At 68.7% G+C, this 22,556-nt stretch carries 15 protein-coding genes and 2 tRNA genes; 4 read left to right on the top strand and 13 right to left on the bottom strand.

Annotated features, from left to right (window positions below; all coding sequences use genetic code 11):
* Positions 1–2: 2 nt before the first annotated feature.
* From ACT54X_RS04070 to ACT54X_RS04030, 9 genes are all read right to left on the bottom strand, one after another.
* Positions 3–78, bottom strand: a tRNA-Gly gene (locus ACT54X_RS04070).
* Between the two features lie 63 nt (positions 79–141).
* A complete protein-coding gene (lon, locus tag ACT54X_RS04065; RefSeq protein WP_294373135.1) occupies positions 142–2,577 on the bottom strand; it encodes an endopeptidase La in 2,436 nt (811 codons plus the stop codon).
* An 11-nt stretch (positions 2,578–2,588) separates the two neighbouring features.
* Entirely contained in the window at positions 2,589–3,857 is a 1,269-nt protein-coding gene (gene clpX / locus ACT54X_RS04060) for an ATP-dependent Clp protease ATP-binding subunit ClpX (protein WP_294373134.1), read from the bottom strand.
* Positions 3,858–3,976: 119 nt separating this feature from the next.
* A complete protein-coding gene (gene clpP / locus ACT54X_RS04055) occupies positions 3,977–4,585 on the bottom strand; it encodes an ATP-dependent Clp endopeptidase proteolytic subunit ClpP (RefSeq protein WP_476345178.1) in 609 nt (202 codons plus the stop codon).
* 150 nt (positions 4,586–4,735) lie between these two features.
* Complete coding sequence (gene tig / locus ACT54X_RS04050; protein ID WP_294373131.1) at positions 4,736–6,049, bottom strand: trigger factor; 1,314 nt, start codon at positions 6,047–6,049, stop codon at positions 4,736–4,738.
* A 29-nt stretch (positions 6,050–6,078) separates the two neighbouring features.
* A tRNA-Leu gene (locus ACT54X_RS04045) sits at positions 6,079–6,165 on the bottom strand.
* A gap of 210 nt (positions 6,166–6,375) precedes the next feature.
* Positions 6,376–9,555 carry an efflux RND transporter permease subunit gene (locus tag ACT54X_RS04040; RefSeq protein ID WP_476345176.1) on the bottom strand — a complete coding sequence of 1,060 codons (3,180 nt, stop codon included), beginning with the start codon at positions 9,553–9,555 and terminating at the stop codon, positions 6,376–6,378.
* Positions 9,555–10,766, bottom strand: a complete 1,212-nt coding sequence (locus ACT54X_RS04035; protein WP_476345174.1) for an efflux RND transporter periplasmic adaptor subunit — start codon at positions 10,764–10,766, stop codon at positions 9,555–9,557. The genes ACT54X_RS04040 and ACT54X_RS04035 overlap by 1 nt, the downstream gene beginning before the upstream one ends.
* Positions 10,767–10,948: 182 nt before the next feature.
* Positions 10,949–12,877, bottom strand: coding sequence for a potassium transporter Kup (locus ACT54X_RS04030; RefSeq protein ID WP_476345172.1), 1,929 nt, complete (start codon positions 12,875–12,877; stop codon positions 10,949–10,951).
* A 136-nt stretch (positions 12,878–13,013) separates the two neighbouring features.
* Here ACT54X_RS04030 and hpnC point away from each other — a divergent pair, with 136 nt between their 5' ends.
* The 3 genes from hpnC (at position 13,014) to hpnE (ending at position 16,179) form a co-directional block, all read left to right on the top strand.
* A complete protein-coding gene (gene hpnC / locus ACT54X_RS04025; protein ID WP_354320988.1) occupies positions 13,014–13,883 on the top strand; it encodes a squalene synthase HpnC in 870 nt (289 codons plus the stop codon).
* Positions 13,884–14,018: 135 nt separating this feature from the next.
* Positions 14,019–14,861, top strand: a complete 843-nt coding sequence (gene hpnD, locus ACT54X_RS04020) for a presqualene diphosphate synthase HpnD (protein ID WP_294373124.1) — start codon at positions 14,019–14,021, stop codon at positions 14,859–14,861.
* A gap of 70 nt (positions 14,862–14,931) precedes the next feature.
* Positions 14,932–16,179 carry a hydroxysqualene dehydroxylase HpnE gene (gene hpnE, locus ACT54X_RS04015; RefSeq protein ID WP_476345169.1) on the top strand — a complete coding sequence of 416 codons (1,248 nt, stop codon included), beginning with the start codon at positions 14,932–14,934 and terminating at the stop codon, positions 16,177–16,179.
* On the opposite strand, the gene ACT54X_RS04010 is transcribed toward hpnE, so the two are convergent.
* Both ACT54X_RS04010 and ACT54X_RS04005 read right to left on the bottom strand, forming a co-directional pair.
* Entirely contained in the window at positions 16,173–16,640 is a 468-nt protein-coding gene (locus ACT54X_RS04010; RefSeq protein WP_476345167.1) for an SH3 domain-containing protein, read from the bottom strand. The genes hpnE and ACT54X_RS04010 overlap by 7 nt on opposite strands.
* Positions 16,641–16,780: 140 nt before the next feature.
* Positions 16,781–17,512, bottom strand: coding sequence for an HAD-IA family hydrolase (locus ACT54X_RS04005; RefSeq protein WP_294373119.1), 732 nt, complete (start codon positions 17,510–17,512; stop codon positions 16,781–16,783).
* 15 nt (positions 17,513–17,527) lie between these two features.
* Between ACT54X_RS04005 and hemH the strand changes: the two genes are divergently transcribed.
* Positions 17,528–18,541, top strand: a complete 1,014-nt coding sequence (gene hemH / locus ACT54X_RS04000) for a ferrochelatase (protein WP_476345165.1) — start codon at positions 17,528–17,530, stop codon at positions 18,539–18,541.
* 119 nt (positions 18,542–18,660) lie between these two features.
* On the opposite strand, the gene ACT54X_RS03995 is transcribed toward hemH, so the two are convergent.
* A complete protein-coding gene (locus ACT54X_RS03995) occupies positions 18,661–20,778 on the bottom strand; it encodes an esterase-like activity of phytase family protein (protein ID WP_476345163.1) in 2,118 nt (705 codons plus the stop codon).
* Positions 20,779–20,913: 135 nt separating this feature from the next.
* Positions 20,914–22,479: a glutamate--cysteine ligase gene (gshA, locus tag ACT54X_RS03990; RefSeq protein ID WP_476345161.1), complete on the bottom strand. Its 1,566-nt coding sequence runs from the start codon at positions 22,477–22,479 to the stop codon at positions 20,914–20,916.
* Positions 22,480–22,556 lie beyond the last annotated feature (77 nt).

The following is a 22,556-nucleotide window of genomic DNA, read 5'->3' as shown; positions in this document are numbered from 1 at the left end:
ACTGGAGCGGGAAAACGGTCTCGAACCGTCGACCTCAACCTTGGCAAGGTTGCGCTCTACCAACTGAGCTATTCCCGCAGAACCGAGCCTTAGATTATAGGGCTCTTTTTCGGGCCAGCGCAAGCGCCGACCCGAAATTCTTCAATGCTTGATCGACCCTTCGGTGCGCGGCTCGCCGGCGCGCTGCTTGGACAGCTCGGCCATGGCGGCGGCGGAAGCCGCCACCTCTTCTTCCGACAGCGGCTTGGGTTGCTTTTCGAGCGCCACTTCAAGCACCTTGTCGATCCACTTGACCGGCACGATCTCGAGGCCGTTCTTCACGTTCTCGGGGATGTCCTGCAGATCCTTGGCGTTCTCCTCGGGGATCAGCACGGTCTTGATGCCTCCGCGCAGAGCCGCCAACAGCTTTTCCTTCAGACCGCCGATGGCCGTGACCTCGCCACGCAGGGTGATCTCGCCAGTCATGGCCACGTCGCTGCGCACCGGGATACCTGTCAACGCCGAAACAAGCGCCGTCGTCATCGCAATACCAGCGCTCGGGCCGTCCTTGGGCGTCGCGCCATCGGGCACGTGGATGTGGATGTCCTTCTTCTCGAAGAGCTCATCCTTGATGCCCAGGCGACGAGCGCGGCTGCGCACCACGGTGCGCGCCGCCTCGACCGACTCCTTCATCACGTCGCCCAGCGAGCCGGTACGGGTGATGACGCCCTTGCCCGGCACCGTGGCCACTTCGATGGTCAGCAGGTCGCCGCCCACCTCCGTCCACGCCAGCCCGACCACCTGGCCCACCTGGTTCTGCTGCTCGGCACGACCGAAGCTGTACTTGCGCACACCCAGGAATTCGTGGAGGTTCTCGCTGTCCACGGTCACCTTCGGCGTCAGCTTCTTGAGCAGTAGCCCCTTGACCACCTTGCGGCAGATCTTGGAGAGCTCGCGCTCCAGCGAACGTACGCCGGCCTCGCGGGTGTAGTAGCGCACGATGTCGCGCACCGCGTCCTCGGTCACCAGCAGCTCATCGTCCTTCACGCCGTTGTTGCCCATCTGCTTGGGCAGCAGGTACTTCAGGGCGATGCTGGTCTTCTCGTCCTCGGTGTAGCCCGACAGGCGGATCACTTCCATCCGGTCCAGCAGCGCCGGCGGGATGTTCATCGAGTTCGACGTCGCGACGAACATCACGTCCGACAGGTCGAAATCGACCTCGACGTAGTGGTCGCCGAAGGTGTGGTTCTGCTCGGGATCGAGCACCTCCAGCAGGGCCGACGACGGATCGCCACGGAAGTCCGTGCCCAGCTTGTCGATCTCGTCCAGCAGGAACAGCGGATTGCGCGTGCCCACCTTGTTCAGGCTTTGCAGCACCTTGCCCGGCAGCGCGCCGATGTAGGTGCGTCGGTGACCGCGGATCTCGGCCTCGTCGCGCATGCCGCCGAGCGCCATGCGCACGTACTTCCGGCCCGTCGCCTTGGCGATGGATTGCCCCAGGGAAGTCTTGCCGACGCCCGGTGGGCCGACGAGACACAGGATGGGCGCCTTGACCTTTTCCACGCGCTGCTGGACCGCAAGATATTCGAGGATCCGGTCCTTGACCTTCTCGAGGCCATAGTGGTCCTCATTGAGCACCGTCTCGGCGTTCGCCAGATCGTGCTTGATCTTGGTCTTCTTGCTCCAGGGCAGGCCGACCAGCACATCGATGTAGTTGCGCACCACCGTCGCCTCGGCCGACATGGGCGACATGAGCTTGAGCTTCTTGAGCTCGGCGTCCGCCTTCTTGCGGGCGTCCTTGGGCATCTTGGCGGCGATGATCTTCTTTTCGATCTCCTCGATGTCCGCGCCGTCCTCGCCCTCGCCCAGTTCCTTCTGGATGGCCTTGACCTGCTCGTTCAGATAGAAGTCGCGCTGGTTCTTCTCCATCTGCCGCTTCACGCGGCTGCGAATCTTCTTGTCGACGTTGAGGATGTCGACCTCGCGCTCCAGCTGCGAGAACAGGCTTTCCAGCCGCTGCTGCACGTTCGACAGGTCCAGCACGGCCTGCTTGTTGTCGAGCTTGAGCGGCAGGTGAGCGGCGATGGTGTCGGCCAGGCGGCCGGCATCGTCGATGCTGGCGATGGACGTGAGGATCTCGGGCGGGATCTTCTTGTTCAGCTTGACGTACTGGTCGAACTGCTGCATCACCGCGCGGCGCAGCGCCTCGACCTCGGTACCCGCAGCACCGGCCGCTTCAAGCGGCACCACATTGGCCGAGAAATGCGTCTGGCTGTCTTCGATGCGCGCCACGCGGGCGCGCTGCTGGCCTTCGACCAGCACCTTCACGGTGCCGTCCGGCAGCTTCAGCATTTGCAGGATGGTCGAGACGCAACCCACCTCGAACATGTCGTCGACCGAGGGCTCGTCCTTGGCGGCAGCCTTCTGCGCGACCAGCATGATGCGGCGCTCGGCCTCCATGGCAAGCTCGAGCGCCTTGATGCTCTTGGGCCGGCCCACGAACAGTGGGATGACCATGTGAGGGAACACCACCACATCGCGCAGCGGTAGCAGCGGCAGATCGATGGGATCGGACGGCAGGGGAATGTGACCGGACATGGTGTTCCTCTTCAGGCCTTCTTGGCCGCCTCGCGATAGACGAGAAGCGGCGCCTTGTTTTCTTCGATGGTCGACTCGTCGACCACCACCTTTTCCACGTTGGACGCCGTGGGAAGATCGAACATGGTGTCGATCAGGGCACCTTCAAGGATGGAGCGCAGGCCACGGGCGCCGGTCTTGCGCGCCAGCGCCTTACGCGCCACCGCACGAAGGGCGGCGGGCCGCACTTCCAGCTCCACGCCTTCCATCTGCAGCAGCTTGGAGAACTGCTTGACGACGGCATTGCGTGGCTCGGTCAGGATCTGCACCAGCGCGTCTTCGCTCAGCTCGGCCAGCGAAGCCACCACCGGCAGACGGCCGACCAGCTCCGGAATGATGCCGAACTTGATCAGGTCTTCCGGCTCCACCTCGCTGAACACCTGGGTCAGGCTGCGCTGCTGCTTGCTGCGCACCAGCGCGCCGAAGCCGATGCCCGAGGCTTCGGTACGCGCCTCGATCACCTTTTCCAGCCCCGCGAAGGCGCCACCGCATATGAACAGGATGTTGGTGGTGTCGATCTGCAGGAAATCCTGATTGGGGTGCTTGCGTCCGCCCTGCGGCGGCACGCTGGCCATGGTGCCTTCAATCAGCTTGAGCAGCGCCTGTTGAACGCCCTCGCCCGACACGTCGCGGGTGATGCTCGGGTTGTCGGACTTGCGCGAGATCTTGTCGATCTCGTCGATGTAGACGATGCCGCGCTGGGCGCGTTCGACGTCGTAATTGCAGCTCTGCAGCAGCTTCTGGATGATGTTCTCGACGTCCTCGCCCACGTAGCCCGCCTCGGTCAGCGTGGTGGCGTCCGCCATGACGAACGGCACGTCCAGCTGGCGCGCGAGCGTCTGGGCCAGCAACGTCTTGCCCGAGCCGGTGGGGCCGATCAGCAGGATGTTGCTCTTGGACAGCTCGACGTCCTCGCCCTTGGCCCGTTCCTTGTGCTTGAGACGCTTGTAGTGGTTGTAGACCGCCACCGCCAGCATGCGCTTGGCCGCCTCCTGGCCGATCACGTAGTTGTCGAGGTTGCCCTTGATCTCGGTCGGGGTCGGCAAGTCGCCGCGTCCCTGTTCCCGCGCATCGCCGCCGGCGGGCAGTTCGTCGCGGATGATTTCATTGCACAGGTCGATGCACTCGTCGCAGATGAAAACGGAAGGGCCGGCGATCAGCTTCTTGACCTCGTGCTGGCTCTTGCCGCAGAAGGAGCAATAAAGCGTTTTCTCGCTGGAAGAGCCTTTTTTCTCGGCCATGAACGGATGCCCAAAACAGTAATGAACCAATGATAGCGAAAGGAAAAACGGCGTTTTCCGCAGGGAAAAACGCCGTTTTTCCTAGGACGGACACCGGCATTGCCGCCGGTGCGCCCGCATCAGCCGCGCCGCGAGATGACCTGATCGACGATGCCGTAGTCCTTGGCCTCGTCGGCGGTCATGTAGTAGTCGCGCTCGGTGTCGTTCTTGATCTTTTCCAAGGGCTGACCCGTGCGCTCGGACAGGATGCGGTTCATCTGGTCCTTGGTACGCAGGATGTCGCGCGCCTGGATCTCGATGTCCGTCGCCTGGCCACGGGCGCCGCCCAGCACCTGGTGGATCATGACCTTGGAGTTGGGCAGCGAGTAGCGCTTGCCCGGCGCCCCGGCCGCCAGCAGGAAGGCGCCCATGCTGGCCGCGAAGCCCAGGCACATGGTCGACACGTCGGGCTTGATGAACTGCATGGTGTCGTAGATCGACATGCCGGCCGTCACGCTGCCGCCCGGCGAGTTGATGTACAGCGAAATGTCCTTGTCGGGGTTCTCGCTCTCCAGGAACAGCAACTGCGCGACCACCAAATTGGCGGTCTGGTCGTTGACCTCGCCCACCAGGAACACGACGCGCTCCTTGAGCAGGCGCGAGTAGATGTCGAAGGACCGCTCGCCACGGCCCGACTGCTCGATGACCATCGGGATCAGGCCGAGGGCTTGGGTTTCCTGTGCACTCATTGGGTTTCTCCGCAAAAGATGGCGCAACTGTACTGCGCCGCATGCCGGGCTTCAGGCGGCGGACATTGCCGCCTGCGAAGCCGGTGCTGGAAAGCAAATGGGGCCTGTGCCGCACGGCACAAGCCCCACGAAGGAACGATCAGAAGGCAATCAACCTTGCTGCTGCATCAGCTCGTCGAAGCCGACGGCCTTGTCGCTGACCTTGGCCTTGCCCAGGACGAATTCGGTCACGTTGTTCTCGATGACCACGGCCTCGACCTCGGCCAGGCGGCGGTTGTCACCGTAGTACCAGCGCACCACGTCGGCCGGCTTCTCGTAGCTGGAGGCCAGCTCTTCGATGTGGGCCTTGATCTGCTCGGGCTTGGCTTCGAGGCTGTTGGCACGCACCAGCTCGGCCACCACCAGGCCCAGGCGCACGCGGCGCTCGGCCTGCGGACGGAACACGTCGGCGGGGATCGGGGCCTTGTCGGCGTCCTTGATGCCGCGCTGCTTGAGCTCGGCGCGGGCACCTTCGACCATGCGGTCGATCTCGGACTGGACCACCGACTTGGGCAGGTCCAGCTCGGACTTGGCCAGCAGCGCGTCCATCACGGCCGTCTTGTTGCGCGCCAGCAGGCGGAACTTGACTTCGCGCTCGAGGTTCTTGCGGATGTCGTCGCGCAACGCCTCGACCGTGCCTTCGCCGATGCCGAGGGACTTGGTGAAGGCCTCGTCGATCTCGGGCAGGTTGGCAGCCTCGATCTTCTTGACGGTGACCATGAAGTCGGCCTGCTTGCCGGCCACGTCCTTGCCGTGGTAGTCGGCCGGAAAGGCCAGCGGGAAGGTGCGGCTGTCGCCCACCTTCATGCCGCGCACGGCATCTTCGAACTCCTTGAGCATCTGGCCTTCGCCGACGATGAACTGGAAGTCCTCGGCCTTGCCGCCCTGGAAGGGCTCGCCGTCGATCTTGCCTTCGAAGTCGACCGTCACGCGGTCGCCGTCGGCGGCGGCGCTGTCCTGCGAGCGCAGGCCAAAGGTGCGGCGCTGCTTGCGCAGGATGTCGACGGTGCGGTCGATGGCCTCGTCGGTGACTTCGGTGGACACGCGCTCGACCTCGGCCTCGGCCAGCTCGCCGATCTTGACCTCGGGGTACACCTCGAAGACGGCGTCGAAGGCCACCTGGCCCTCGGGCGCACCTTCTTTTTCGGTGATGGTGGGCTGGCCGGCGACGCGCAGCTTGGCCTCGTTGGCGGCCTGCGAGAAGGCCTGGCCGACCTTGTCGTTCATCACCTCGTACTGCACCGAGTAGCCGTAGCGCTGGGCCACGACGCTCATGGGCACCTTGCCCGGACGGAAGCCGTCCATCTTGACGGTGCGGGCCAGCCGCTTGAGCCGCGAATCGACTTCCGCCTGGATCGTCTCCACGGGGAGCGTCAGGGTGATCTTGCGCTCGAGCTTCTCGAGGGTTTCAACGTTCACGGTCATGGTGTGAATCTCTTCCAAATGAAGGATGCTGGTGCGCGGGGGGGGACTCGAACCCCCACACCATTGCTGGCGTCAGGACCTAAACCTGGTGCGTCTACCAATTTCGCCACCCGCGCAGCTCCGGACTTTTCAGCCGATGGTGGATGATGAACAGGGCGACCTCGCCGCGAAGGCAGGGCCGCCCTGACAACAAACTAGAGGCATGGAGCACCGGATTAGGTGCCACCGACGGCAGTGGGGATCACCCGCCACGCACCGCCTGCCTGAAATTGGTCAATCGCGCATTCTAATCGGGTTCGAATGCGCTTTCGGCCTTGCTCAAGTCCCTAATGGGCAGCCGCAGGAGCGGCCGGTGTGTCCGGTTCCGACGGCGCCACGGCGTCGTCGTGGCCGATGCGGAACCAGGCCGCATACATGGCCGGCAACGCCAGCAGCGTCAGCGCCGTCGCCACGATCAGCCCACCCATGATGGCGACCGCCATCGGCCCCCAGAACACACTGCGCGACAGCGGGATCATCGCCAGCACGGCTGCCGCCGCCGTCAGCACGATCGGTCGCAGCCGCCGTACCGCCGACTCGACGATGGCGCGGCGCGAAGGCACGCCGGCCGCGCGGTCCAGCTCGATCTGGTCGATCAGGATCACCGAGTTGCGCTGGATCATCCCCATCAGTGCGATGACGCCCAGCATGGCGACGAAGCCGAAAGGCCGGTCCAGCAGCAGCAGCGCCGCGGCCACGCCCGCGATGCCCATCGGACCCGTCAGGAACACCAGCAGCGCCCGGCTGAAGCTGTGAAGCTGCAGCATCAGCAGCGTGAATACGGCGAACAGCATGATGGGAATGCCCGCCATGATCGAGGCCGACCCCTTGCTGCTCTCCTCCACCGCACCGGCCACCTCGATACGCACCGGCGGCTCGCCGCGGGCCTGCCACTTCGCCTCCAGCGCGCGCAGCGCGGGCAGCAGCTGCTGGGTGACAGTCGCGCCCTGCATGCCGTCCACCACGTCGCCCTGCACGGTGACGGCATAGGCGCGGTTCCAGCGCCAGATCACGCCCGGCTCCCACGCGAAATGCGGCTGGGCGATCTGCAGCAGCGGGATCGAACGGCCAGCGGCAGTCGTCACGTACGCATCCGTCAGGTCGGAGATGGCATCGCGCTCCTCACGGGCTTGGCGCAGCACGATGTCGATCAGCTTGTCCTGCTCGCGGTACTGGCCGATCGGGTTGCCGGTGTAGATCCCGCGCGAGGCCTGGGCGATGGACTGGCTGGTCACGCCCAGGGCGCGCGCCTTGGCCTGGTCCACGTCCATGCGGATGGACTTGATGGACTCGTTCCAGTTGTCGTTGACGCCCACCATGGACGGGTTGGTGCGGACCTCGGCCTTGACCTCGTCGGCCAAGCGCCGCAGCGTGGCTGGATCGTCGCCCACCACGCGGAACTGCACCGGATAGGGCACGGGCGGCCCGCTCGCCAGCAGCTTCACGCGGCCACGTACTTCCGGAAACTCCTGCGCCAGCAGGGTCGGCAGCTGGCGGCGCACGGCGTCGCGGGCCTTCAGGTCCTTGGTCAGCACGATGAACTGGGAGACGTTGCTCTGCGGAAAGGTCTGGTCCAGCGGCAGGTAGAAGCGCGGCGCGCCCGAGCCGATCCAGGTGGCCACGCTCTGCACGCCTTCCTGCTCCATCAGGCGCCGCTCCAGCCGCTTGACCACGGCCTCGTTGGCCTCGAAGGCGGTGCCTTCGGGAAACCAGGCGTCGACCATGATCTCCGGCCGGTTCGAGTCGGGAAAGAACTGCTGCTGCACCCGCGTCATGCCCAGAATGCCAAGCGCCAGCACGGCCAGCGTGGCGCCGATGGTGATCCAGCGGTGGTTGACGCACCAGCCCACCGCAATGCGGAAGCGGTTGTAGAAAGGCGTGTCGAAGAGCTCGTGCGGAGGCGCGTCGGGGTCGTGCGGTTTGACCTTGAGCAGCAGCGTGCCGAGGTAGGGGACGAAGTACACCGACACGATCCACGACAGCAGCAGCGCGATGACCGTCACCGCGAAGATCGCGAAGGTGTATTCGCCCGTCGTCGACTTGGCGATGCCGATGGGCAGGAAGCCCGCCGCCGTGATCAACGTGCCGGTGAGCATCGGCATGGCCGTCACGTCGTAGGCGAAGGTGGCGGCACGGCGCTTGTCGTAGCCCTCCTCCATCTTGCGCACCATCATCTCCACCGCGATGATGGCGTCGTCCACCAGAAGGCCCAGGGCGATGATCAGCGAGCCCAGCGAGATCTTGTGCAGCCCGATGCCGAAGTAGTCCATCGCCAGGAAGGTGACCGACAGCACCAGCGGAATGGTGATACCCACCACCAGGCCGGGCCGCCAGTCGATGTGCCAGCCGAAGCGTCCGCCCTTGTGCAGTCCCAGCGCGATGAAGCTCACGCCCAGCACGATGACCACCGCCTCGATCAGCACCTTGACGAACTCGTTGACCGAGGTGGCCACGGTGGCGGGCTGGTCCTGCACTTGATCGAGCCGCATGCCGGCGGGCAGTTGAGTGTTGACCTGGGCGACCGTCTCTTGCAGCGCCTTGCCCAGCGCGATGATGTCGCCGCCCTTCATCATCGAGATGCCCAACCCGATCACCGGATCGCCCTGGTAGTGCACCTTGACGCTGGGCGGATCGACATAGCCGCGCTCCACGCGCGCGATGTCGCCGAGGCGCAGCTGGTTGCCCGAGCTGCCACGGATCGGCATGGCTCTCAATTGGTCGAGGTCGGTGAACTGGCCGCCGACGCGCACCTGCAGCACGTCCTGCGGCGATCGGATGGTGCCCGCGCTCTCCACCGCGTTCTGGGCGCCGAGCTGTTGCAGCACGGCATTGAGGTCCAGACCCATCTGGGCCAGCCGCTTCTGCGAGACCTCGACGAAGACCTTCTCATCCTGCACGCCGAACTGCTCGACCTTGGCGACATCCTTCACACGCAGCAGGCGCAGGCGCAGGTCGTCGGCCACGGTCTTGAGTTCGGCCGGGCTGAAGCCCTGACCCCGCAGCGCGTAGATCACGCCGTACACGTCGCCGAAGTCGTCGTTGAAGAACGGCCCCTGGATGTTGCCGGGCAGCGTGTAGCGCATGTCGCCGATCTTCTTGCGCACCGTGTACCAGACCTGCGGCACCTCCGATGGACGGGCCGCGTCCTTCAGCTCGAAGACGACCTGCGACTCGCCAGGCTTGGAGTAGCTGCGGATCTTGTCGGCATAGGGCACTTCCTGCAGCGTCCGCTCGATCTTGTCGGTGACCTGCTCGGCCACCTGCTGCGCGGTGGCGCCGGGCCAATAGGTGCGCACGACCATGGCGCGGAAGGTGAAGGGCGGGTCCTCGTCCTGCCCCAGCTGGAAGTAGGCCGCGAAGCCCAGCACCATCAGCACCACCATCAGGTAGCGAGTGAGCGGCGCGTGGTCCAGCGCCCAGGCGGAGAGGTTGAAGCCTGAAGGCTTCTCGGACGGCGCGGCGGACATCAGCGGGCCCCGCTGGCGGCCGGGGCCGGTGAAGCGGCCGGTGAAGCGGCCGGGGCCGCGGCTGCCGCAGGCGCGCTGGTGGCGCCGGGGTCCTGTGCCGCATAGCGGTCCCGGTAGACCGTCACCTTCTGCCCCGGCGCGAGCACATGCACCCCGGCCGTGACCACCTGCATGCCGGGCGCCAGGCCCTTGGCGATCACCGCCTCGTTGCCGTCGGCGGTGGCGATCTCCACCGCCTGCGACTTCACCGTCATGCTGGCCGGATCCAGTACCCACACCGCCGAGCCCTGCCCCTCCTGGCGCAGCGCGCTGGTCGGCAGCTTGATGACCGGCGTGCCGGCCAGCGACAGCGCGCGCGGCTTGGCATAGACGGTGGCGCCCAGCGCCGGCGCCTGCGCGGCGTCGACCGCCACCTTCACGGTGTAGGTGCGGGTGACGGGGTCGGCGCTGGCGGCCACTTCGCGCACGCGGCCTTCGAGCGTCTCGGTGCCGGGCGACCAGCCGCGCACCGCCACGGCGGAACCGATGCGCACCTGCGGCGCACGGTCCTCCGGCACGGCGAAGACGACATCGCGCGGACCATCCAGCGCCACGCGCACCACGGACGTGCCGGCCGCCACCACCTGGCCCGGCTCGGCATCGACCGAGGTCACGACGCCCGGCGCATCGGCCGTCAGCATGGCATAGCCGGCTTGGTTGCCCTGCGCGCTCAGCTGCGCCCGCGACTGGTCGAACTGCGCCTGGGCGGACTTGAAGCTGGCCTCGCGCCGTTCCATCTCGGCGGCGCTGATGAAGTTCCTGGCCCGCAGCTCGCGGTAGCGGGCCAGGTCGGCCTCGGCCAGGTCGCGCTGCGTGCGCGCGGCGCTGGCCTGGGCCTGGGCCGCCTCGACCGAGAGGCGCAGATCGCGCGGATCCAGCTCCGCCAGCACCTGGCCCGCCTTCACCCGCTGGCCCAGCTCGGCCTGCCGCCGCAGCACCTTGCCGCCGACCCGGAAGCCCAGGCGCGATTCGACCTGCGCGCGCACCTCGCCGGCGAATTCGGGCTCGCTCGCAAAGGGGGTGACCGCCACCGTCATCAGCTTGACGGCGCGCACGGGTTCCTCCTGGGCCGGCTGGCGCGAGCAGCCCGCCAGGAGGGCCGCAAAGGCGCAGAGCGCGAGTAATCCCTGCACGAGGCTCCGCGGAGCCCGGTTGGTAGTCGTATGAGGCATGGCCTGGCGCCGGCCGTGAGCGGCGGCGGAACAACGGGTTGAGGCACCGGTCACAATTAATGACCGACGAGTCAGCAATCTTCGGGGAAGGGCCTTCGGGCTGTCAATCGCACCGACGCAACGCGCAGCGTCCGGCCGACCGCGCGGGCGACGTTCAGTCGAGCGGGGCGAAAGGAAAGGCGCTAGAGGCGCTGGCCCATTTCCACCAGCCGGTTCTCCGGCAGATGGAAATAGTCCGAGGCGCGGCCCGCGTTGCGCTGCAGCCAGCTGAACAACGCCTGCCGCATGCCGCTGAACGCCGGCAGCCGCCGCCGGCCCAGCGAGGCGCGGGAGATGAAGTACGAGGTGGCCATCGACTCCACCGCCAGCCCCTTCTGGTAGGCCAGCATGCGCACGAACTCCGGGACGTTCGGCGGCTCCATGAAGCCGTAGCGCACCTTCACGGCCCAGATGCCGTGGCCCAGGTTCTGCGCCTCGATGCGCTCGCGCGCCGGCACGCGCGGCGTCTCGCAGGCCAGCATCTGCATCACGAAGACCTGCTCGTGCAACACCTGGTTGTGGTGCAGGTTGTGCAGCAGGGCATGAGGCACCGACAGCGCATCGGCCGTGAGGAAGACGGCCGTGCCGCGCGCACGGAAGGGCATCTCCAGCACCAGCGAGTCGACGAAATCCGGCAGCGGAATCAATTCGGCCACCAGTTCGGCGCGCGTCAGCCGCACGCCCTTGGCCCAGGTGCTGAACAGCACCATCGCCACCACCGCCACGGCCAGCGTCAGCCAGCCGCCGTCGGCCACCTTGAGCGTGTTGGCCACGACGAAGGCCAGATCCACCCCCACGAAGACGATGACGCCCAGGAGCACCGCCACGCGGTTCCAGTGCCACAGCCGCCAGGCCACCAGCCCGGCCAGCAGCGTGGTGGTGACCATGGTGATCGACACGGCGATGCCGTAGGCGGCCGACAGCGCGCTCGAGCTGCGGAAGCCCAGCACCAGCAGCAGCACGCCCACCATCAGCAGCCAGTTGATCACCGGCACGTAGACCTGCCCGATGGATTCGCCGGAGGTCTGCACGACGCGCATGCGCGGCAGGTAACCCAGTCGCATCGCCTGCGCCGTCAGCGAGAAGGCGCCGGAGATCACGGCCTGCGAGGCGATCACGGTGGCCATGGCCGCCAGGCCCACGACCGGCAGCAGCGCCCAGGACGGGAAGAGCCGGAAGAAGGGGTTGTCCACCGCCTGTGGATCGGCCAGCACCAGCGCGCCCTGGCCGAAGTAGTTGAGCACCAGGGCCGGCAGCGCGATCAGCAGCCATGCGAGCCGGATCGGCCGCGCGCCGAAGTGGCCCATGTCGGCGTACAGCGCTTCGCCGCCGGTGAAGGCCAGGAACACCGCACCCAGCACGGCCAGAGACTGGGCCCGGTGCTCGACCAGGAAGCGCACTGCATGGCGCGGGTCCAGCGCCTCCAGCACGGCGGGCTGCTCGATCACCTGCATCGCCCCGCTGACGCCGAGTGTGCCGAACCACAGCAGCATCACCGGCCCGAACACCTTGCCCACCGCCCCTGTGCCGCGCCGCTGCACCATGAACAGCAGCACCAGGATCACCAGCGTGAGCGGGATCACCCAGCGCTGCAGCGCGGGTGCCTGCACTTCCAGGCCCTCCACCGCGGACAGCACCGAGATGGCCGGCGTGATCAGGCTGTCGCCATAGAACATGGCGGCGCCCAGCAAGCCCAGGCCGATGGTGGCCGTCACCATGGCGGGATGCGTGCGCCCCCGCCGGTCGGGCGAGCCAGCCGCATGGCGGGCCAGGGCCTGCAGCGCCAGGATGCCGCCTTCGCCGTCGTGGTCCGCCCGCAGCACGAAGACCACGTACTTGAGCGTCACCACCACCATCAGGCCCCAGAAGATCAGCGACAGAAGGCCCAGCACGGCCCCCGTGGTGAAGGCCACGCCGTGCTCCGAGTTCAGCGTCTCCTTGAAGGCATAGAGGGGCGAGGTGCCGATATCGCCGAACACCACGCCGAGCGCCGCCACCATGAGCGCCGGGCCGGCGGGTTGGGCGGAAGCGGAGGCGCCCTGGGGCACGGGAACGGCAGGAGCGGAAGCCATGGGGCGTGAGGGAAGTCGGGCTGGGGCGCAGCATAGCGCCGAGCCCCATCCGCCCGGCGTGCAAAGTCGGCACGCGGTCAGGAAAGCCACAGGTGCCGCGCACAATGCCCGGATGCCTCCCGCCCCCGCCCCGCCGATGCCTGCCCAGGCCGCGGCGCCCGACCACTACGAGAACTTCCCCGTCGCATCGTGGCTGTGTCCGCCGCGGCTGCGGCCGCCGATCGCCGCCATCTACCACTTCGCCCGCACCGCCGACGACATCGCGGACGAGGGCGATGCCACGCCGGCGCAGCGGCTGGCCGAGCTGGGCGCCTATCACGCGGACCTGGACGCCGTCTTCGCGAATGCGACCCCCTCGACACGCTGGCCCCAGGTCTTCGGGCCGCTGGCCCATGAAGTGCGCCGCTTCGCCCTGCCCCACCGGCTGCTGGCCGACCTGCTCGACGCCTTCGCCCAGGACATCGCCTTCACCCGCGACGGCCGCGCCTATGCCGACCGCGCCGAGTTGCTGGATTACTGCCGCCGCTCGGCGGACCCGGTGGGCCGGCTGCTGCTGCACCTGTACGGCGTGCACGACGCCCAGGCACTGCGGCAGAGCGATGCCATCTGCAGCGCCCTGCAGCTCGTCAACTTCTGGCAGGACCTGAGCGTGGACCTGCCGCGCGGCCGCCTGTACCTGCCGCTCGCGGACTGCGCCGCGCATGGGCTGCAGCGTGCCGACTTCGCCCGCTTCGCGCCGCTGGACGGTGCCGGGCCGCCGCCCGCGGCCCTGGCGCTGGTCGCCGACGAGGTGCGCTGGACACGCGTGCTGATGCGCGAAGGCGCGCCGCTGGTCCACCGCCTGGCCGGGCGCATCGGCTGGGAGCTGCGGCTGGTGGTGCAGGGCGGACTGGCCATCCTCGACAAAATCGAGGCCCAGGACTTCGACAGCTTCCGCCGGCGACCCACGGTCGGCAAGGCGGATGCGCCGCGACTGCTCTGGCGCGCCCTGCGCATGCGGGCCTGAGCCCCGGCAGGTGCGCCGCGCGCGACGGCCGCCGAGGCGGCCGATCCGCTGCGCCGCACAGCCGGCGGCATCGTCATGGCGATCCCCGACAATCGCCGGCCCAATGACCCGCCCCCTCCGAGCCGCCTGCGCCCAATGAGCACCCCCGAGCAATACGTCCAGGACAAGGCCGCCGCCTCGGGCAGCAGCTTCTATTACGCCTTCCTCTTCCTGCCGCCGGAGCGCCGTGCGGCCATCACCGCCTTCTATGCCTTCTGCCGCGAGGTGGACGACGTGGTCGACGAGGTGACCGACCCCGGCGTGGCCGCCACCAAGCTGGCCTGGTGGCGCACCGAGGTGGCCCAGGCCTTCGCCGGCGAGCCCCGCCATCCGGCGATGAAGGCCCTGATGCCGCATGCCGCCGCCTTCGGCATCGAGGCGGTGCAGCTGCAGCAGGTGATCGAAGGCTGCGAGATGGACCTGCAGCAGACGCGCTATCTCGACTTCCCCGGCCTCGCGCGCTACTGCCACCTGGTGGCCGGCGTGGTGGGGGAGGTGGCGGCGCGCATCTTCGGCCAGACCGACCCCGCCACCACCGCCTACGCCCACAAGCTGGGGCTGGCACTGCAGCTGACCAACATCATCCGGGACGTGGGCGAGGACGCGCGGCGCGGCCGCATCTACCTGCCGGTCAACGAGCTTCAGCAGTTCGACGTCAAGGCGCACGAGGTGCTGGGCCGCGTGCATTCCGAGCGCTTCGTGGCGCTGATGCGCTTCCAGGCGCAGCGCGCGCATGCGGCCTACGACGAAGCGCTGGCGCTGCTGCCGGCCGCCGACCGCCGCGGCCAGAAGCCCGGGCTGATGATGGCCAGCATCTACCGCACGCTGCTGCGAGAGATCGAGTCGGAAGACTTCAAGGTGCTGGACCAGCGCATCGGCCTGACGCCGCTGCGCAAGCTGTGGCTGGCGTGGAAGGTGCAGGCCCTGGGCCGGCTGTGAAGGCCGCTCGGCGCTCACCGCACGGCATGGCGCCAGGCGTCGGGGCGCCTGTGCCGCTGCGCAGGCCCGCATGAAGCTCGCCGTCATCGGCGCCGGCTGGGCCGGCCTGGCCTGCGCCGTCGCCGCGACGCGCGCCGGCGCCCGCGTCACCGTCTTCGAAAGCGCTCGCCAGCTCGGCGGCCGCGCGCGCCGCGTCGACGCGGACGGCCTGCCGCTGGACAACGGCCAGCACATCCTGATCGGCGCCTACACCGCCACGCTGGGCCTGATGCGCGAGCTGGACATCGCGCCCGAGGCCGTGCTGCTGCGCCAGCCGCTCGACATGCGCCATGCCGACGGCCGCGGGCTGCGCGTGCCCGCGGGCCTGCCGCCACCGCTGGACCTGGCCGTCGCCATCGCCACCGCGCGCGGATGGACCTGGCGCGACAAGCTGTCGCTGCTGCGCACCGCCAGGCGCTGGCGCGGGGCCGGCTTCGCCTGCGATCCCGCCGCCACCGTCGCCGACCTGTGCCGGGACCTCGCGCCGGCCGTGCAGCAGCTGCTGATCGAGCCCCTGTGCGTGTCCGCACTCAACACGCCCGTGCAGGACGCCAGCGGCGCGGTCTTCCTGCGCGTGCTGCGCGACGCCCTCTTCGGCGAGCCTGGCGGCGCCGACCTGCTGTTGCCGCGCGTCGACCTGGGCGCCCTGCTGCCCGACGCCGCGGCCACCTGGCTGGGCGCGCGCGAGGCGACGATCCGCCTGGGCACCCGCGTGGATGACCTCGTGCGCGACGGCGAGGGATGGCGCATCGACGGCCAAGCCTTCGATCGCGTCGTGCTGGCGACCTCCGCCTGGGAAGGCGCCCGGCTGGCCGCGCACTTCGCGCCCGCCTGGGCAGCCACGGCACGGGCGATGGACCATGTGCCCATCGGCACGGTCTATGTGCGCCATGCACACGGCCTAGCGGAGGGGCCGCCGCTGCGCGCCCTGCATGCCGACGCCGATCGGCCGGCCCAGTTCGTCTTCGACCTGCAGCGCCTGCGAGGCCAGCCGGGCCTGGCCGCCTTCGTCTGCAGCGCGTGCAGTGCCGGCCGGGAGGCGCTCACCGCCCAGGTCCTGATTCAGGCGGCCACGCAACTCGGTTGGCAGGGGCTCGACCCCGTGCTCACGGTGGTCGAGAAGCGCGCCACTTTCGCCTGCCGACCGGGCCTGGTCCGGCCGACCATGGCCGTGGCGCCGGGCCTGCTGGCCTGCGGCGACCATGTCGAGGGCCCCTACCCCGCCACGCTCGAAGGCGCGGTGCGCAGCGGGCTGGCCGCGGCCGCAGCGCTTCAGTAGCCCCAGGTCAGCTTCTTCGACACCCAGCCCACGCGGCCGTGGCTGCTGCGCACCTTGAGCCAGTCGCCCTGGCTGCCCATCACGCGCAGCACCTCGCCGTACTCGGCCACGGCCAGGATGCGCGCCTTGAGGCTGGCGCTGGCGCGGATGTTGAGTCGGGCGGCGGTCGACACCACGTGCCGCTGGCGGTTGGTGACCGAACGGGCCACCCAGCTGCGATCGCCCTCGAAGTCGCGCACCTGCAGCCAGCCGCCCTGGCGGCGCAGCACTTCGAGCGGATAGCCGCGGTCCACGCTCCAGCGCGCCTCGTGCTTCGTGCCGGGGCCGGCACGCAGCATGGTCCCGTCGCGCGCGGCACTGACCATTTCCCGGGCCCAGGCCGTCGACACGGTGGCCAGCATCAGCAGCAGCAGCAGCACGAGGGAGGGGGTCGAGCAGCGCAGGGAGCGGGTGAACATCATCGGAATCGGTCCTTTGTCGAAAGAGGAGTGAAAAAGGGAAAAAAAGCGGCCGCGTCCCAGCGCGGCCGCCAGTGGGTGCGCCTGCCCGGCGCAAAGGTTCCCGAAAAATCCGAGGGATTCCCCGGGGCGCCGCCCGCGGCTCAGCGCAGGTCGGCCGAGGCGCCGAGCGCCACGCACAGCGCGCGCAGGTCGGGCACGATCAGTTGGGGCCGTGCGCCTTCAGCCCACGGACGCTCGTCGCGCACCAGCCAGGCGGCCTGCATGCCGGCGTTCAGGGCGCCGGTCACATCGAGCGCCGCATCGTCGCCCACATGCAGCACCTGCTCCGGCGAAACGTCCACCGACGCGGCCGCGGCATGGAAGATGGCCGCATGCGGCTTGGCGGTGCCGAAGCGGTAGGCGCTCAACCCGCCGCGGAACCAGCGGTCCACGCCGGTGAGCGCCAGGTCCGCATTGCCGTTGGAGACCGCCACCAGCGGATAGCGTGCGGCCAGCCAGTCGAGGGCCGGGGCCGCGTCCTCGTAGAGCACCACGCGCTGGCGCTCGGCATAGAAGACCTCGAAGGCGGGCTCAGCCAGGGCCGGGTCCTCGCCGGCGCGGCGCAGGGCCAGGCGGATCGATTCGCGCCGCAGGGCGGCCAGGTCGTGCGCGAGGTCGGAGCGCTCCTTCTCGGTGGCAATGCGCAGCGCGCGCAGTTCGGCTGGCGAGGCCACCAGTTGGGCCGTGCGTGGCGCATGCTGCTGCAGCCATTGATGCAGAACGCCTTCGGCGCGCTCGATGGTCGGCCACACGGGCCACAGGGTGTCGTCCAGGTCCAGGGTGATGGCGGCGATGCGCGGCAAGTCCAGGCCGGCCGTGAATGTCTCGGGCATGCACCAGAATACCGCATGCCTCCTTCGTCCCCTTCCGCCGGCGCGGCCGTCCTCTGGTGCAACCTGGGCTCGCCGGCCGCCCCCACCGCCGCCGCCGTGCGGCCCTACCTGGCCCAGTTCCTGGGCGATCCGCGCGTGGTCGAGATCCCGCGCGCCGCCTGGCTGCCGATCCTGCACGGCATCATCCTGCGCGTGCGCCCCGCCAAGTCCGCGGCCAAGTACGCCACCGTCTGGACGCCGCAGGGCTCGCCACTGGCCGTGCACACCGAGGCGCAGTCCCGGCTGCTCGGTGAAGGCCTCGCCCGGGCCGGACATGGGCAGGTCCAGGTGCTGCACGCGATGCGCTATGGCGAACCTTCGGTCGAGACGCGGCTGCAGCAGCTGGCGGACGCCGGCATCCATCGCGTGCTGGTGCTGCAGGCCTATCCCCAGTACTCGGGCACCACCACGGCCAGCATGGTCGACGCCGTCAACGCCTGGTGCGGCCGGGCCCGGCGCGTGCCCGAGCTGCGCTTCGTGGCCGACTACCACGACGATCCGGCCTACATCGATGCGCTGGCCCGCAGCGTGGAGCGCCACTGGCAGGCCCACGGACGCGGTGCCATGCTGGTGATGAGCTTTCACGGCATCCCGGCGCGCAACATCAAGCTGGGCGACCCCTACGAGCAGCAATGCCTTCGCACGGCTGAGCTGCTGGCCGCACGGCTGGGCCTGCCTGCCGACGCCTGGCGCGCCACCTTCCAGTCGCGCTTCGGCGCCGCCGAATGGCTGCAGCCCTACACCGAGCCCACCTTGCGCGAGCTGGCCAAGCAGGGCCTGAAGAGCGTGGACGTGATGTGCCCGGGCTTTCCGGCCGACTGCCTGGAGACGCTGGAAGAGATCGCCATGGAGGCCCGCGAGGCCTTCCTCGAATCGGGCGGGGAGGCCTTCCACTACATCCCCTGCCTGAACGAGGACGCCGACTGGATGGCCGCGCTCACGCAGTTGGCCGAGCGGCATCTGCAGGGGTGGCCGACCCGGGCAGGCTGAACGCCGGGAGGACCGCAAGGGTCCTGCGGCATGTCCTGGCCGCAAGCGGTCCGTCATGGGCCGCCGTGGGCCCCCTCCCGCAAGCGGAGAGGGAGTGAACCCCGGCCCTGCCCGCAGGATCAGCTCGGCAGTCGCAGCCCCGACAGCGCGCGGTCCAGCTTGATGAACCAGACGCGCGTCGGCCGCTCCAGGTCGCTGCCGCGCGTGATGCGGGCCTTGACCATGCCCGTCGGGCAACCGCTGACGATGTTGCCGCTGGCGTCGAAGGTGCAGTCCTCGACGCTGCCGTCGACCTTGTTGCCGTTGGCATCCAGCAGCACCGTCGACAGGCCGAAGTCGTCGTCGTTGACCAGAGCCAGCGTGTTGTCGTCCACCAGCGCCAGGCCTTCTGCCTTCTCGGCCAGCCAGCCGAGGGCGTTGAGGTCCAGCAACTCGGTCTTCTGCATCGGCACCACACTGGCGTAGTTCGCGCCGTTGGAAGCAGCCTGGGTGATGCTGCTGATCTCCAGGTTCTCGTCCATGGCGGCGATGTCGGTCGCGCCGGCAGGCAGCACCACCAGCATCAGCTTGTTCATCACCCTGCCGTCGCTCTTGCGCGCGCCCTGCTCGATGACGATGAAGCGGCCGTTGCCCAGGCTGACCACGTCGCCCAGCTTGGCGTTGCCGGTGCGGTCCTTGTCATAGGCCGAGCCATCGATGGGATAGGCATAGGACTTCGAAGTCTCCGTCGCCGGATCGAATTCCACCCAGCGCGCGAACTTCGCGATGTGGCGCACGTCGGTGTTGCTGCCGCCCGGCGGCTTGGCCTTGAGCGACTTGCCATTGGCGTCCTTGGGATCGATGGGGCTCTGCAGGAAGCCATGCAGACGGCCGGTGGCCACGTCCAGCGTCAGGCCTTCCATGCCGCGGTTCAGCCGCCGCTTGGCGAAGATGGCCGGCAAGCCGTTGCCCGGCGCGTACTTCTTTTCGATCACGCCGGTGGCGATGTTGACGCGAGCCACGAAGGGGCCGTATTCGTCGCTGGTCCACAGCACGTTGCGGGCCTTGTCGTAGACCATCGATTCGGGGTCGAGGCCGTTGGCGTCGAAGCCCGACTTGGTCGCATCGAAGACATAGGTGTCGGTCAGCGGGATCTCGCCGGTGGAGCCCACGCTGCCCGCCTTCGGCGGCAGGCCCGTGACCTTGGTCTGCGCATCCACGCGCAGCGGCGTGCTCGAGGCCAGCACGGCGCCGCCCTTGCCCACGCGGATCAGGCCGAAGCTGGGCGTGAAGGAAGGCGCCGGGAAGACCTTGCTGACGCTGGTCGCACCGCTGGTGTCGCCGGGCACCGGCACGGTGGGGCCGTCGCCGTTGGGGCCGCGGTCGGTCACGGCATAGAACTCCAGCGCGCCATCGTCGGCCTTGCCCTTGAAGGCCAGGCCGGAGCCATAGGCGGGCAGGAAGCCCATCGGAAAGTCGGCCCGGACGGCCGCCTGCGTGCCTTCGTAGGGCACGTAGTACTTGCCGTCGGCCATCAGCTGGTAGCGCGTCACGGTCACGCCCAGCGTGCCAAGGGCATTGCTCTGCGTGTACGGGAAGGCCACGGGCGTACCCACGGCGGCGGCGAGCGTGTTCTCGAAATGCTCCCGCGCCAGCAGGCGGCGGCTGTCGTCCACGGTGCGCGCCGCCCAGGGCGCCGGCAGGCCGGCCAGCAGCGTCTGCAGCGACGTGTTGAAGTCGGCGGCCGTGGCCGAGAAGTCGAGCGCGCCGGCCTTGAGGCGGGCCTTGAGCTCGGAGGTCAGGCGGATGCCGTTGGACGGATCGCCGTCGTCATCGAGCGACTGCAGCGCCAGCAGCCGGTTGACCACGGCGTCGGCCTGCACGCCGACGGCGCCATTGGCCAGGCCGGCCAGGGTGAGCGGGGTGACCACGCTGCCGCAGGCGGCGCTGCCGAGTTCAAGGGCGCCGGCGCGGAAGCGCACGGTCTCGCCCGGCTTGCACTGGAAGCGGCCCTGCGCATCCGTCTGGGCGACGGTGGCGCTGCCGGCCTGGTAGTCCAGGCCTTCGACGGCGGCATCGAGGAAGAAGCCGGTCGTGGCGGTGGGCGTCGAGGCGCCCGTGCCGGTGTTGCCGCTGCCCGCGGTGCTGCCGCCGCTCGACGAAGTGCCGGTGCCCGGCACCCAGGCACTGCTGCCGCCACCGCCACCGCAGGCCGCCAGCAGCAGGCTCGTGCCCGCCACGGCCGCCCAACCCCTCATTGCATGTCGTGTTCTCTTGCTCATCTTCATCCGTCGTTGTGGCCCGCGCACCGTGCGGCGGGCGGCCCCGATTGGCGCTCAGGGTTGTGACGGATTCGTGACTGGGAGAACTGGGACGCCCAGCGCCCCCTGGGCTCAGATGGCGAGCAGCACGTCGCCCTTGACCGGCCGCAGCCCCAGCCGGCCCGGCGAGGTGTACTGCTGGCGGTATTCCTCGAAGGGCATCGTGTCGGCGGCCTCGATCTGCCGCTGGGCCTGGACGGAGTCGGCGCTCATGGCCTCGTAACGCGCCTGTTGTTCGGGCGTCCAGGGCATGTCCAGCAAGGCGAGCTGCGCTTGGCGCGAGCGCTCGATCGCGAAGCCGGTGAAGGAGTCCGCATGCGAGGCCGCCATGGCCTGCAGCACACGGGCCGACGGCAGCGTGTCGGGCTGCGCGAGCGACTGGACGGCCGCCTCGACGGCGCGTGCATGCGCCTCGCCGCCGCCCAGGGCTGCGTCCATGGCCTCGGCGATGGGCCGGCATTCGGACAGGATCTCGCGGCCCCAGTCGGCCAGCAGCACTTCCTGCCCGCCGCGGCGCAGCGTCAGGCCGGGCTGGCGGCCGGACTCGGCCACCAGATGCTGGTTGTGCTTCATCTCGACGATCTCGTCGCGGCTGTCGGGCGGGCTTTCGCGCAGCAGGCACTGCAACAGGAAGACGTCGAGGAAGCGCATGGTCTGTGCACTGATGCCCACCGGCTCGAAGGGGTCGAGGTCCATGAGGCGCACCTCCACGTATTCGACGCCGCGCTCGCGCAAGGCATGCAGCGGACGCTCGCCCGGGAAGATGACGCGCTTGGGCCGGATGGTGCCGTAGAACTCGTTTTCGATCTGCAGCAGCGTGGTGGCGAGCTGGTTGTACTCGCCACCCAGATTGCGCACGCCGATGGCCTCGTAGGGTGCATAGGGCCGCGTCAGCGCATCGGCCAGCGAGGCGCCGTAGCCGTCGAGCCCGTTGTAGCTCACGAACAGCGAGGCCTGCGCCTCGCTCTGGTAGCCCAGGCGGCCCATGCGCAGCGAGGTCGCATGGGGCTTGTGCATGGTGTAGTCGCCGATGGGATCGAGCGCATGCGGTCGCCCTTCGACGAAGCTCGCACACACCGCCGGCGAGGCGCCGAACAGCACCAGCAGCAGGAAGGCCTGGCGGCGGAAGTTGCGGATCAGCGCGAAGTAGTCCTCGCTCGACACCTCGGGCAGGGACCAGTTGTAGTGGATGCCCGAGATGGTCTGCATGCGCCGGCCATAGCGGTGGCCCAGACCCATGCGGTAGACGCTCTTGGCGCGCCCGACGTTGGAGGTGCCGTAGCGGCCCAGCGGAATGGTCTCGTCCGACGGCAGGCCGCAGGGCATGCTGGAGACCCACATCATTTCTTCGCCGCAGGCCTCGCGCAGCACGCGGTAGGTGAACTGGTGCACCTCGGTCAACTCGGCCAGGCAGGCGTCGACATCGGCATGCACTCCGGTGATCAACTCCAGCTGCGATTCGCTGAAGTCCGTGGTGATGTGCGGATGCGTGAGCGCGCTGCCCAGCGCGGCCGGATGCGGCGTGAGCGCGAGCTTGCCATCCGGCTGCGCGCGCAGGCTTTCCTTCTCGATGCCGCGACGGATGCCCTGGAGCCGGGTCGGCGCCAGGCCGCCCAGACGTTGTTGAAGTCTGTTCATGTGCATCGTCTCAAATCTGGGGATCGGGGCGGACGGTAACACCGGCCGCCGAGTCCTGCCGCCGAGGGTCCTCTCGC

The organism is Pseudacidovorax sp. DMC4 (assembly GCF_056314265.1).
This window is presented reverse-complemented; position numbering and strand designations above follow the sequence as displayed.

Excerpts from the sequence above, each read along its gene's own strand:
- lon (WP_294373135.1), bottom strand. The coding sequence starts at position 2,577 with ATGTCCGGTCACATTCCCCTGCCGTCCGATCCCATCGATCTGCCGCTG.
- clpX (WP_294373134.1), bottom strand. The coding sequence starts at position 3,857 with ATGGCCGAGAAAAAAGGCTCTTCCAGCGAGAAAACGCTTTATTGCTCC.
- clpP (WP_476345178.1), bottom strand. The coding sequence starts at position 4,585 with ATGAGTGCACAGGAAACCCAAGCCCTCGGCCTGATCCCGATGGTCATC.
- tig (WP_294373131.1), bottom strand. The coding sequence starts at position 6,049 with ATGACCGTGAACGTTGAAACCCTCGAGAAGCTCGAGCGCAAGATCACC.
- ACT54X_RS04040 (WP_476345176.1), bottom strand. The coding sequence starts at position 9,555 with ATGTCCGCCGCGCCGTCCGAGAAGCCTTCAGGCTTCAACCTCTCCGCC.
- ACT54X_RS04035 (WP_476345174.1), bottom strand. The coding sequence starts at position 10,766 with ATGCCTCATACGACTACCAACCGGGCTCCGCGGAGCCTCGTGCAGGGA.
- ACT54X_RS04030 (WP_476345172.1), bottom strand. The coding sequence starts at position 12,877 with ATGGCTTCCGCTCCTGCCGTTCCCGTGCCCCAGGGCGCCTCCGCTTCC.
- hpnC (WP_354320988.1), top strand. The coding sequence starts at position 13,014 with ATGCCTGCCCAGGCCGCGGCGCCCGACCACTACGAGAACTTCCCCGTC.
- hpnD (WP_294373124.1), top strand. The coding sequence starts at position 14,019 with ATGAGCACCCCCGAGCAATACGTCCAGGACAAGGCCGCCGCCTCGGGC.
- hpnE (WP_476345169.1), top strand. The coding sequence starts at position 14,932 with ATGAAGCTCGCCGTCATCGGCGCCGGCTGGGCCGGCCTGGCCTGCGCC.
- ACT54X_RS04010 (WP_476345167.1), bottom strand. The coding sequence starts at position 16,640 with ATGATGTTCACCCGCTCCCTGCGCTGCTCGACCCCCTCCCTCGTGCTG.
- ACT54X_RS04005 (WP_294373119.1), bottom strand. The coding sequence starts at position 17,512 with ATGCCCGAGACATTCACGGCCGGCCTGGACTTGCCGCGCATCGCCGCC.
- hemH (WP_476345165.1), top strand. The coding sequence starts at position 17,528 with ATGCCTCCTTCGTCCCCTTCCGCCGGCGCGGCCGTCCTCTGGTGCAAC.
- ACT54X_RS03995 (WP_476345163.1), bottom strand. The coding sequence starts at position 20,778 with ATGAGGGGTTGGGCGGCCGTGGCGGGCACGAGCCTGCTGCTGGCGGCC.
- gshA (WP_476345161.1), bottom strand. The coding sequence starts at position 22,479 with ATGAACAGACTTCAACAACGTCTGGGCGGCCTGGCGCCGACCCGGCTC.